Raw genomic sequence first — 11,349 nt, forward strand, 5'->3', positions numbered from 1 at the left:
CCTCACGTAAAATTGAACGGGTTAAATACAAGCTGCTGATATTACTCACATTCAGAGCCACGAAAACTTTCTAAGACATTGAAGTTACTTGATATTTCGCAAGAAGTCCATACAGTTTCCGGTGTGTCCAGACTGTCCAGATGGGTGAGCTACCCTACACATTTCAGTGGTGGATCGATTTTGTGCGGGGTTCCTCGGTTTGTACACCCAGTGTATAGGGTGATGCGGTATCGCCGTTCCTAGAGGGTATCTTGGGTTAGAGAAATAATACTAGTTTATATCAGACCACTGCCTGGCATCAGCCAACTGTGAAAGATGCCCAACATTCGTGGTCGCAATCACTGCTCCTGCGTATTCAAGAGTTTGAGCGATTAGAATAACATCACCATCCAAAGCTGCGTCTTTTGCAAATGGTCGGTTCTCCTTTCTACACTGCGCCCATAGCTCCGCCGCTTTATGCATGTGCGTAGTGCGTATGGGTAAGTAAGTGACTGTCTTATTCCACTGATCTAAATCTTTGAGACTTTGCACGGAATCAATCTTCAATAGTGCACGCCGCAGTTCGTAATCTGCAATTTCAGGAACAATAAGCTCTTCGCCTCTCTCAAGCATCGTTATTGCCCAATCCACTACGCTTTCCTTCATAGCTTCGTTGACATGAACAAGTTGCCCCAATACTCCGGTATCAAGAAATATCTTCATTTTTCAAAACGACGCCTATCCGACAACGCAGCATCTTCTATCTCTGCCTTCACTAGCTCCCAAGAATTATCTCCAGTAATGGCATTTCGCTTCTTCCATGCTCGAAGTAGATTGATTGCCTCTTGGTTCTTGCGAGCTTGCGCTTCATTCGTGAAGGCGTTCTTGAGCCCGTCTACAATGGGGTGATGATAGTAAAGCTGAACAGACTGCGTACTAGTACCACTAAAAAGAGCATTGATTAGTGCTCCGAATACAACTCCACCATCTGTGGAAGTCGAGGTATCAGCAATCCAACCAATGGGACTACGCTGTTCAAACTCAGCAAAGTTTAAGCGCAAACGCTTAAGAGTGGTTTGAGTCAAAAACCGCTCCTCTATCTTGCGTGCTATTTGGCTATCAATTGCGTTCTGCACCATCTCGATTTAATTCTTTTGATTTAGCAAACTTTCCAGTTTATCACTGCAAGTACTCTTGAAAACTACCCACACTCCATCATGTAAGGTTTCAAGCGTCGAAATCAGATCTGTCGAATTCATTGTCTCGGGACAAGACAAAACTCGATCTATGTCGAGAATAAAAGCATTCTCACCTTCCGCTAAGGTAACCATTGTGACATTCGCACTATCTGTCTTGGTTTCAACTCTACTAAAAACCGGCGCAAGAGAATCCAATGCCGATGTTGCAATATAATCATTAGGTTTGAACCAAACCCGGGGCTTTTCAGTTGGAGAGCCTCGTGGGATTCGATTGATGTACCTCATTCCCACACGCTTAGGCTTACATTCCCCTATAGTATCGACACAGGCTTTCCAGTTAACCTCAATCGATGCCTTCACAAGCTTCCAACTTGGGTACTTAGGCAGAACATTCTGCACAAAAAGCCGATCACTCAGTTGAATTAAAAACTGATTATCTTTATGCGTGTATTTCATCCTTTGCTCTGCCGGAACCATTTGCTGAGATACCCCTTGTGGACCAACGAGCATCTGAAAACCAACTTGTTGCACCGGCTCAAGTAGTGGGTAGTCGCCCTTAACTTTTTCAAAGTAAGAAGCAAAGTTCGATGCCGACCACGGCTGGTTGCTAGGTCGTTCAAAATGAACCTCAATAACAGCCTCCTGAATAGTCGGGTTAGGGTATGTTGGATGATCTGAATTCACGAATTATACATTCTCCATATTGCGTCATTAATTAAATCATATTGTAAGCGATTTGAACATTGTAAATTCTAAGCCTTACCACCCATTGGATCCCGCTGAAGTATCATCTGTGTTCCATCTACAACTTGCTGAACGAGTTCCTTGGGAGTCTGAACTCCAAATAATTTCAAGTCGGCGTCTTTAAACTCTAATATCTTTGTTTCCTGCCTTCTCCTCGATTGCGCATATCGTTTCCCCGCCAGAGCTTCTGCTCGATGAAGAACTTCAAGGTGAGAGTAGTGCCTCTCCAGCATCGCAATTGATGTTCCCATGTTCTTTGCCAGCGTATGGAGATCTAGTTTTCCATACAAAATTTGAAAAGTAGCGTAGGTATGCCGCAATGAATACAGAGAGCGTCTTGCCCCATTCACGTCATTTAAAAGACCAGCTTTGATCAGCATGTTCTTGAATGCCCCGTGCCAATCTTTTGGAACTGAACCATCACGACATCTAAAAACGGGTTCATCTACATCAAGCATCTGGTTTAAGGTTCGATTTTTTAAATGCGGAAACATGTCTCTAATACGCTCCAAATATCGTCTGACGCTATGCTTACAAACGATTGTCCTTCTGCCAGTTTTTCCTCTCTCAAGCTTAATGATCACGTATGTTTCACCGTCAATGACACTCTCAGAGATATGTTTCCACTTTAGATTCCTTGTCTCTGTTCCATGCCGAAGCCCAGTATTTGTGAGAAAGAGTACGTAATCACGAAGAAGCTCCCTGATCATGATGGTCTGATTTTTAACGCCACCTTGTGGGGAATCTTTGGTGCTTAGTCGCACACACTTACGCATGAAACGGTAAAGCTTCTGATATTCATGAAGCTCAAAATATGGTCGCCGTTCACCTTTAAGCCCATCATTCTTGAGCATCACGATCTGAGATTAGCGATTGATAATACGAATGTAATCATAGTAAGTTGCTTTACCTCTGCCTGCTTTTAGTTCTTCTTCCATCTCTTCAATGGCTAAATCAGCAATGTAAGAAAATCTTCGTGATTCAACAGCAACTCCGCTTTTCAGTAACTCCTTAACAACGTGATACTGCGTCTCCGCATATTTTAACGCCGCCTGAAGATCGCAAGTCTTCGTTGAGAACTTCTTCCAACGTTTGTTGTGATCAAGTTTTACGCGAGCATACCAGCAATCTGTTCTGCTCTTTGCTCGCTTATAAACAACTATGCTGTCGCCACAGATGTAATGTAAATCTTCTTTGCTCATTCTCACTCCTTTTCCACCGATTGTTGTCAGTGAGAATAATCGTTAAAAGAATGAGCAAACCTAAGTGAGAATGACTGAGAAAATAATCAAATCTGAAAATCTTCTCGTTCTGTCTCACAAAGTTCGTTCTCACTCAGCAAGTTTTGATCCTGAGATTGAACTTCAAGACTCAAAAGAAAGTGACTCAACTATTTGATTTTACTGCCCAGAGCCAGAATCGAACTGGCACGTCGCTTTCGCAACCCAGGATTTTAAGTCCTGTGCGTCTACCAATTTCGCCATCCGGGCATAAGTTTTTTCATCAAAACCACTTCACTCACTTTCTCTTAAATCCTGTGCGTCTACCTATTCCGCCAGACCCGCGTGAGAGTTTGACATGGGGAACCATAGCAGAAAAACCACTATTAACTCAATCCCCCGACTGCTGGGATTTCCATACGGCGTTAGCCGCGGGCAATGTGGGAATAGTTGGAAAGTATTCGTGGGGTTCTAAATACTCCAAAATATCGCTTCTCGCCTTTATTAACAGCAGGCGTTCTCGCCCATCCTCAATAGTTGCAATAACCTCTGTGTCCTTGTCGTAATAACGTAGCTGATTTAGGCGCCAAAGTTCCTCTTCGTAATTCAGCAGAATATACTGCTCTTCAGAGCTGTTCTTTAGAGTAGAAACCAAAGACGGCGAAAGTCGCCTAACTACCCTACCCTGCTTAACTAGATAAAACACAATCCAACGCTCAAACATCTCCACAGTGTAAATTGTCTTCCCAGGCGCCACAAGTTCGTCAATCTTTGCAGCAAGACCTTTTACCGAACGCTCTGCATTGCGGTTTGATGCATATACAGTAACTTGAGCCATACGAATACAAATCATGATAAGCAAAAGAGCAACCATCACGAAAATTCGAGCCCTCTTCCTGCATACATGGGCAAAAAAGAACACGGCCGATCCAAGACAAACACCAGCCATTACAACTTTAGCACCATGCACCCCAGACACATTAGTAAAAATTCCTAAATAAAAACCCGCGCCCATTAAGCCAATGCCAACAATCCACGCCAACAAAGAGCAGAGACTAAAACCTATAGCCTCTAAGTTGGAACCGCGAAGCGCAAGTGCAGAATAAAGTGCAATATTAGTAGCGAACGGATAAACCGGGAATAAATAACGACTCGACTTGCCTTGAGCAAGAGACAGCATTAACATCGAGCTAAACACGACAATCATGCTATACACCAACAAATGAGAAGATATTGCTGAAGCTGCTTCCTTAAAAACTTCCTGCCTTGACTTAAGCGCAACAAATAGGCCTCCCAATAAAAAAATGCTCCACGGCGATAGCCCCCCAATAAGACTTCCTAAATAAAAAAATAAACCGCGAGAATGAGTATTGGCGCTAACAACTCGTTCTACAACCTCAACTCGAAACTGATGCACCAACGCCTCCCACCCAACTGTGCTCGCCACAAGCGCTAACCAAATTCCCGCCACAAACAAAAAAGTACAAACCCACACCAGCCCACACGAAAAAAACCTCCACAGCGAAGAAGTTGACGGCGTAACAATTCCCCTAAACCTTAGCCAAATATAAAACAACACAGTAGAAGCAATTAAAAAAAATACTATTGGCGGCCCTTTGGTTAAAAATGCTAGACCAGCCGCAATGCCACTTATCACCAAGCTCCATTTTGAAGCTTCCACCAACACGAAATAGGCAGAATATAAAGAAATCGCACAAAATAACGCAAAAACCATGTCTATCTCAGCAACACTAGAAAGCTGAAAAAATAACGGACAAGAACTAAGCATGAGCGCAGACAGGGTCGAAATATTTTTGCTATGCCCAGAACGGCGCCAAAATAGATATTGGCAGCAAATCAAAATCAACGCTGCAACCGCAGAAGGAAATCGTGCAACCCACTCGCTGACCTGCCCAAACAACGCAATGCTTGCCGCAATTAGCCAATAAAACAAAGGCGGCTTAGTTAGAATTACCGAACCCAATAGATGCGGCACGAGGTAGTTACCACTACTAAGCATCTCCAAGCCAATCAATGTGCGATCGGCCTCAGTATGTCGAAAAAATTCAAAAGCCCCTAAGCCAATAAAAGCAATCGCCGCCCCCCAAATGATTAGAAGGGACAAATACGCCAAGTCACCTTTTTTTGATGAAAAATACATTTTTGCAAATGGTATAACACCGTAGATTACAACTAAATGCTAACGACCTCACCGATCAAATATCTGCCACTCGAGTCCCTCACAACAGTTGCCGCAGCAATATCAGGATCGTGCTCGAAAACAACTATCCAATTCTCCTCAACCGCCCCTTTCAGAAACCGCTCTTTCTCAAGCATGCTAGTCTCCGCGCACAAATCGTACCCCATGACATATGGTATCGGAACATGATGACTCATAGGAATTAAGTCAGATGGATAGACAACCGAGCCAGTCCCCTCACCAACTTGAATCCAACACAATCCATGAGTATGTCCGTTGGCAAAAAAAGTTCTAATCTGTGGCAAAATCTCCTCTCCATCGCCAACGAACCGCAAATCTGCTTTGCTCAGAGGCCCTAGATTTTCCGGCAAGTAACTCGCTTTCTCTCTCAAACCGCAGTTGTGAGCATGTTCCCAGTTTACTTTGTTTAAATATACTCTAGCCTTTGGCGCACTCAAAACTGGCCTGTTATCGGCACCAATATGGCTTATGCCACCAACATGGTCAAAATGTAGGTGCGTTAGAATTATGTCTGTCACGCCCTCAACTTCCTCGAGGAGCGGCTTAGCAACAATATGCTCGATAGCATAAATATCTCGCCGCCTTTGATCCCATTTTCTTCCAACGCCAAGATCTACTAATACAGTCCGCTCCGAGCTCTTCAAAACCAACAACCTACACACTAACTGAATCCTATTCTTCTCGTCCGCAGCAATGCTCCGCTCCCATAAGGTCTTAGGTATAGCACCAAACATAGCGCCCCCATCCAAGCGCAACCTGTCCGCTACCAACACACTAACTTCGTATGGACCAACTCTAAGCATTTAAGTCTTTCCCCCTAATTAATAATATACTATGCCGTTTGCAAAAAATATAATATCTATCGTATTTTATGCAAAGAGTATTTCTCTATAGAAACCATGAATAGCAGTATGTTTAATAAAGGCGAATTAGGATACTGGAAGAAAACACTATGCAACTTTTTTGCAAGTGGTTTTTACTCAGGATACATTCCCTTTGCCCCAGGAACTTGGGGAACGGTAGTGGGTTTAATCCTAGCAATATTTGCGCATACATTATGCCCAGGTTTTTGGCAAAGTGCTTACGCCGCTTTTTTCGTGGCCGTTTTTATTGCATTTTCGATTCTTGTTTCCGATAGGGCATGTCAATACCAACTCTACTTAAACGAGAACAAGGCTAAGGATCCGAAACAAGTTGTCATTGATGAGATTGCTGGCTATTTTGTAGCCATTCTGTTTGTCGAAGTCTCAACAGCTATTTTTATCGCGGCTTTTCTGCTCTTTCGCCTATTCGACATAGGCAAGCCACCGCCAATTCGCCAACTGGAACGCTTAGGGGGTGGTTTGGGAATAACTTTAGATGACGTCGTAGCCGGCATATTCACCAATATAGCAATTCGCATAATTGTGTATGGGTTTCTATGAATATGAAGAAGACGCTTGCGTTGTTAATCGGATTTTATTTTGCCATTGCGCTGCCCGACGTTTCCAATGCGGCCCCGGCTCTGGATGGAGATAAGTTAGTAAAAGCCGCAGTCGACTATTGGAGAGACAGATCCTCATATTCCGAATCAAAAATGACAATTCATCGCCCACGCTGGGAACGCGAGATGAGCGTCAAGGTATGGACTGAAGGAGATGATAACGCCTTGGTTAGATTTACCGCACCAGCGAAAGACGCAGGAAATGCTTCGCTTACGCGGGGAAACCAAATGTGGCTCTTTACGCCAAATATCAACAAGATTGTGCGAGTTCCACCTAGCATGATGCACCAGAGCTGGATGGGCTCAGATTTTTCGTATAACGATTTGGCAAAAGCCGATGACATTATCGAGCACTACGATCACAAAATAGTTGCGACAACACGACTAGACGACAAGATCGTCTACACTGTAGAATCTCATCCGCACGAATCTGCCCCAGTTGTCTGGGGCAAGGAAATACTGCTGATCCGCGAAGATTTCATCATTCTCGAGCATGCCTTTTACGATCAAGATGGCCGCCTTACAAAAAAACTTAGAGCTGCAGAAATCAAGCCGTTAGATGGCAAACTGTATGCGACTGTAATAGTTATGGAACAGATCGAGAAAGCCGATACTTGGACGCGTATCGAAACTAGCACTGCACGGTTTGGCGTCGAAATACCCGATGTATTTTTCACTCTCTCAAACTTGCGACATCCTCGCCAGTAGCGCAAAATATTACTATGCTTACTATTATAAAAATGGCATGGCGAAATATTTGGCGAAACCCGAGGCGCACTCTCCTTACAATACTTGGAATGGTAGTCGCTGCTACCACTTTAGTATTCTTCGTTGGATTACAGCTTAGCTCCTGGACCGCTGCTATAAACGCGGCTGTTAGCATATACCATGGTCACTTGCAGATCCAGGCACGCGGCTATCTGGAATCACCAAGCATGGAACTAACAATTGAGAATCCAAATGACGTCAGTTCAATTGTTAGGACTATTCCCAACATCGTGGCTACCTCTGTGCGCGCACACGGCTTTGCACTAGTTTCGTCCGCGAAGCGAAGCTACGGTGTTCAGCTTAACGGCGTAGAAGCAACTAGGGAGCCTGTTTTATCCACCATCCCCAAGCAAATCGTTTCGGGTAGATATCTGCAAGAAGGCGACTACAATACCATTGTCATCGGTGCAGTATTGGCGCGCAATCTTAGAGTAAAGGTCGGTAGAGAATTAACGCTACTCGGACAGGCATTCGACGGCTCTTTAGCCGCAACTGTTGTCGATATAGTTGGAATCTTTGAAACCGGTTCTGCTGATATAGATCGCAATATGGCTAGCATTCCACTAAACTTCTTTTCGGAGACATATTCCATGGAGAATAGGGCCCATAGCATTGTGGTTTTAGGCGCGTCCCTGGATGGCATTCCCTTTATGCAAGCCGCAATACAAAACTCGCTCCGGTCGCTTTCGTTTAATAGCCATAACGAGCTAGTGGCGCTTCGTTGGGACGAACTACTGCCTGGCTTAAAGCAGGCTGCGCAGCTAGACATTGCATCTGGGTGGTTATTTTACTCCACGCTAGTGTTAGTCGTTGCGTTTGCCGTGCTCAATACGTTTCTAATGTCGACAATTGAGCGCACTCATGAATTCGGAGTTATGCTCGCTATTGGAGCTAATAGGGGAATCCTTGGCGCATTAATTATTGTCGAATGTGTTTTGCTTAGCATAGTGGCACTGGCAATAGGCGTAACTCTAGGAGCTCTAATTCTTTGGTATTATAAAGTGTTTGGTTTTAGCATACCTGGGAGCGAGGAAATTATGAAACAGTGGAATTTACCAACAGTGATTAGACCACAGCTAAGTGTCGACGCATTGACTTTAGGCCCTGGACTAATTCTGCTAAGTTCTCTCCTAGCTGCGCTTTTTCCCGCATGGCATGTCCAAAGAATTCCTCTCATGGATGCGCTAAGGCGTTAGATAACGTTACCAATTGAGGTGAGGAAACGCTTGCTCGTTAAATTAGCCCTGAGAAATTTGTTTAGGAATCCCAGGCGCACGGTGCTCACGATACTGTCCATAGCGGCTGCCATGTGGTCGATGCTCGCGTTTGCAGCTATGGCTAGAGGCGTAGTGGATCAAATCATGGAGGATGCCATCGCTAACTTAACTGGACACATACAGGTTCACGCTAAAAATTATGTAGATGATCCGAACATAGATAACAGCATGCCGCCGACAGAAAGCTCTTTGCTGAACGTTCTAAACGACTCTAGAGTAAAGTCATGGGCGCCGCGCATTAGGGTTCCAGCTGTCGTTATGAGCGAACGCGAATCTTCTGGGGTCATGTTAGTTGGAATTGAGCCCAATCGAGAAAAAGACCTCTCGTTTATAGGCAAAGCTGTAGCCAAAGGCCACTATTTCAGCACCGACGCAGAAGAAGGTGTAATTCTCGGCGCAAAACTTGCGCAGCGATTAAAGACTAAGCTAGGGAAGCGCGTAGTTATAATAAGTCAAAATGAACGCAATGAACTCGTGGATCGCGGTTTTAAGGTCGTAGGACTTTTCGAGGCTGCCCTTGAAAGCACAGAGCTAGGTTATGCATTCTTGACAATCGGCGCAGCTAGAAAATTCTTAGGACTAGAGGAAGCTATTTCAGAAATATCGCTCCTTCTACGCAGCGAAGTAAATATGGGCGAAATCCTGAAGGAGTTAAAAACAGCGGCACCGCGGCTTGACATAAAGCCCTGGACGGTTCTTCAGCCACTTATTCAGGCTACTGTCAGGATACAAAACGGATTTTTGCTCCTATGGTTTTCTATAGTAATAGTTACAGTATCTTTTGGTCTCATCAATACGCTTTTTATGGCTATCTACGAGCGCGTGAGAGAATTTGGTCTTCTGTTAGCGATTGGCATGGATCGAAAGACAATTTGCATGCAGATTTTAGGCGAGTCTTTTTTTCTATTGCTAGCGGGTGCTATTAGCGGCAACTTGCTTGGGTGGCTAAACATTTACTGGCTTCGGGATGGTATCGATTTAAGCCGATTTGCCGAAGGAACACAACTTGCCGGGCTGCGCAGCGTGTTGTACCCGACGCTTCGCGTTTCAGACTGTTTCGCAATTAATTTGATGGTTTTCCTGCTGGGAATGATTAGTAGTGTTTATCCGGCATGGCGAGCATCTAGGTTCACTCCGGTAGAAGCAATGCGAAAACAATAGGGACTTACTTGCCATGATAAAGTCAGTTACTTGTCAAAACGTATGCAAATCCTACTTGCAGGGCCCGAACGAGGTGAAAGCTTTGGTTGACATCAATCTAAACATTGAGGGCGGAGAGTTTATTAGCTTATGCGGGCCCTCGGGGTCAGGCAAAACTACGCTACTAAACTTGCTCGGCGGGCTAGACATTTCGAGCAGCGGTGAAATCCGTATTGCCGGTAGACTTCTCAACCATATGAGCCAAGCAGAATTGGCGCGCTTGAGGCTCCATTCCATTGGTTTTGTTTTTCAATCTTACAACCTATTGCCAGTACTTAGCGCATGCGAAAACGTAGAATTCATTATGCAGCTTCAAGGCATCAGGGCAAAGGAACGCAGAGAACGCGCCATGCTCGTACTGCGCGAAGTCGGCCTTTCCGGGCTCGAAGATAGACGCCCAGGGGAACTTTCTGGTGGCCAGCAACAGCGCGTGGCCATAGCTCGAGCTATTGTTACATTTCCAAGCTTAATTCTAGCTGACGAACCGACAGCTAATTTGGATTCTAAAACCGCAGCAGAACTAATGGACATGATGCTAGAGCTAAATGAAGAACATTCCATTACGTTCATCTTCTCAACTCACGATCAGTTAGTCATGAATTATGCAAAACGCTTAATTCGCCTTCACGATGGGAAGATAGTGTCAGACGACACAAGAAAGTAAATTAGCGGCAAAACAACCCCTACCACTGCCGCCATATGGCTACTAGGGGTTTTTACTTCGATACGCCACTAACGCTCTCCTCGCTTGAGAGGTATTAAAATTCTTAAGCGCATTTGCAGCCGAATGTGCCACAAACCAGTCCCTGTCGCGCAACGTGCGAATTAACGGCGAAACGGCTTCGGGCGAATGGATTTTTCCAAGTGACTTTGCCGACGCTCGGCGCACATGCTTACTCTCATCATCTAGAGAGGCAATTAGAAGTGGAACTGCCTTTTTAGCCTTCGCTCCAAGCGAACCAAGGGATGAAGCAGCTCTCGTTCGCACCGCCGCATCCTTGTCATGTAATTCCTTCATGTATTTCGCAATGAGAACAGCATCGCGATTTATAGCCTTATTGAGTTTAGGTTTAGCAATGCGCAGTATCTCTGGCTCTGCATCCACAAGACAGGCTTCTTCGGAACTAGCAGAACCATTCTCGAGCTCCATAAAAGGAAGAATCAGGACGCAAGAACTACTCGCGAACATCAGTAACAACGCACAAAACACATAGAAAACGTTTCTAAAAAACATATCGCTACTCAATCCCTAATGCGC

At 44.8% G+C, this 11,349-nt stretch carries 13 protein-coding genes and 1 tRNA gene; 5 read left to right on the forward strand and 9 right to left on the reverse strand.

Features of this window, described 5'->3' with window-relative positions:
* Positions 1-270 precede the first annotated feature (270 nt).
* The 8 genes from IT291_04785 to IT291_04820 all read right to left on the reverse strand — a co-directional run bounded on the left by IT291_04785 (position 271) and on the right by IT291_04820 (position 6,166).
* The gene (locus tag IT291_04785; GenBank protein ID MCC6220542.1) at positions 271-702 is read right to left on the reverse strand and encodes a PIN domain-containing protein; all 432 of its coding nucleotides are present in this window, start codon (positions 700-702) and stop codon (positions 271-273) included.
* Entirely contained in the window at positions 699-1,118 is a 420-nt protein-coding gene (locus IT291_04790; GenBank protein ID MCC6220543.1) for a hypothetical protein, read from the reverse strand. The genes IT291_04785 and IT291_04790 overlap by 4 nt, the downstream gene beginning before the upstream one ends.
* 6 nt (positions 1,119-1,124) lie before the next feature.
* On the reverse strand, positions 1,125-1,862 hold the full coding sequence (locus tag IT291_04795) for a TIGR04255 family protein (protein ID MCC6220544.1): 738 nt from the start codon (positions 1,860-1,862) through the stop codon (positions 1,125-1,127).
* 68 nt (positions 1,863-1,930) lie between these two features.
* Entirely contained in the window at positions 1,931-2,698 is a 768-nt protein-coding gene (locus IT291_04800) for an integrase (protein ID MCC6220545.1), read from the reverse strand.
* A 90-nt stretch (positions 2,699-2,788) separates the two neighbouring features.
* Positions 2,789-3,124 (reverse strand): hypothetical protein, encoded by a 336-nt coding sequence (locus tag IT291_04805; GenBank protein ID MCC6220546.1) that lies wholly within the window; start codon positions 3,122-3,124, stop codon positions 2,789-2,791.
* A gap of 202 nt (positions 3,125-3,326) precedes the next feature.
* A tRNA-Leu gene (locus IT291_04810) sits at positions 3,327-3,412 on the reverse strand.
* A 121-nt stretch (positions 3,413-3,533) separates the two neighbouring features.
* Complete coding sequence (locus IT291_04815) at positions 3,534-5,303, reverse strand: glycosyltransferase family 39 protein (GenBank protein ID MCC6220547.1); 1,770 nt, start codon at positions 5,301-5,303, stop codon at positions 3,534-3,536.
* A gap of 32 nt (positions 5,304-5,335) precedes the next feature.
* A complete protein-coding gene (locus IT291_04820) occupies positions 5,336-6,166 on the reverse strand; it encodes an MBL fold metallo-hydrolase (GenBank protein MCC6220548.1) in 831 nt (276 codons plus the stop codon).
* A 108-nt stretch (positions 6,167-6,274) separates the two neighbouring features.
* On the opposite strand from IT291_04820, the gene IT291_04825 reads away from it, so the two are divergent.
* From IT291_04825 to IT291_04845, 5 genes are read left to right on the forward strand one after another with little or no spacing between them, the layout of a single operon-like run.
* Positions 6,275-6,787, forward strand: coding sequence for a phosphatidylglycerophosphatase A (locus tag IT291_04825; protein MCC6220549.1), 513 nt, complete (start codon positions 6,275-6,277; stop codon positions 6,785-6,787).
* Between the two features lie 2 nt (positions 6,788-6,789).
* On the forward strand, positions 6,790-7,554 hold the full coding sequence (locus IT291_04830) for an outer membrane lipoprotein-sorting protein (protein ID MCC6220550.1): 765 nt from the start codon (positions 6,790-6,792) through the stop codon (positions 7,552-7,554).
* Positions 7,555-7,568: 14 nt separating this feature from the next.
* Positions 7,569-8,810 carry an ABC transporter permease gene (locus tag IT291_04835; GenBank protein MCC6220551.1) on the forward strand — a complete coding sequence of 414 codons (1,242 nt, stop codon included), beginning with the start codon at positions 7,569-7,571 and terminating at the stop codon, positions 8,808-8,810.
* A 30-nt stretch (positions 8,811-8,840) separates the two neighbouring features.
* A complete protein-coding gene (locus IT291_04840) occupies positions 8,841-10,052 on the forward strand; it encodes an ABC transporter permease (protein ID MCC6220552.1) in 1,212 nt (403 codons plus the stop codon).
* Positions 10,053-10,065: 13 nt separating this feature from the next.
* Positions 10,066-10,755, forward strand: a complete 690-nt coding sequence (locus tag IT291_04845; protein MCC6220553.1) for an ABC transporter ATP-binding protein — start codon at positions 10,066-10,068, stop codon at positions 10,753-10,755.
* Positions 10,756-10,797: 42 nt separating this feature from the next.
* On the opposite strand, the gene IT291_04850 is transcribed toward IT291_04845, so the two are convergent.
* A complete protein-coding gene (locus tag IT291_04850; GenBank protein ID MCC6220554.1) occupies positions 10,798-11,325 on the reverse strand; it encodes a HEAT repeat domain-containing protein in 528 nt (175 codons plus the stop codon).
* Positions 11,326-11,349 lie beyond the last annotated feature (24 nt).

The sequence above is a fragment of the Deltaproteobacteria bacterium genome, from assembly GCA_020845775.1.
Classification (GTDB): Bacteria; Bdellovibrionota_C; UBA2361; order SZUA-149; family JADLFC01; genus JADLFC01.

Bases quoted from the DNA above. Each gene is read 5' to 3' on its own strand.
- IT291_04800 (MCC6220545.1), bottom strand. From the start codon at position 2,698: ATGCGTAAGTGTGTGCGACTAAGCACCAAAGATTCCCCACAAGGTGGC.
- IT291_04805 (MCC6220546.1), bottom strand. From the start codon at position 3,124: ATGAGCAAAGAAGATTTACATTACATCTGTGGCGACAGCATAGTTGTT.
- IT291_04845 (MCC6220553.1), top strand. From the start codon at position 10,066: ATGATAAAGTCAGTTACTTGTCAAAACGTATGCAAATCCTACTTGCAG.
- IT291_04790 (MCC6220543.1), bottom strand. From the start codon at position 1,118: ATGGTGCAGAACGCAATTGATAGCCAAATAGCACGCAAGATAGAGGAG.
- IT291_04850 (MCC6220554.1), bottom strand. From the start codon at position 11,325: ATGTTTTTTAGAAACGTTTTCTATGTGTTTTGTGCGTTGTTACTGATG.
- IT291_04815 (MCC6220547.1), bottom strand. From the start codon at position 5,303: ATGTATTTTTCATCAAAAAAAGGTGACTTGGCGTATTTGTCCCTTCTA.
- IT291_04785 (MCC6220542.1), bottom strand. From the start codon at position 702: ATGAAGATATTTCTTGATACCGGAGTATTGGGGCAACTTGTTCATGTC.
- IT291_04820 (MCC6220548.1), bottom strand. From the start codon at position 6,166: ATGCTTAGAGTTGGTCCATACGAAGTTAGTGTGTTGGTAGCGGACAGG.
- IT291_04835 (MCC6220551.1), top strand. From the start codon at position 7,569: ATGCTTACTATTATAAAAATGGCATGGCGAAATATTTGGCGAAACCCG.
- IT291_04825 (MCC6220549.1), top strand. From the start codon at position 6,275: ATGTTTAATAAAGGCGAATTAGGATACTGGAAGAAAACACTATGCAAC.
- IT291_04830 (MCC6220550.1), top strand. From the start codon at position 6,790: ATGAAGAAGACGCTTGCGTTGTTAATCGGATTTTATTTTGCCATTGCG.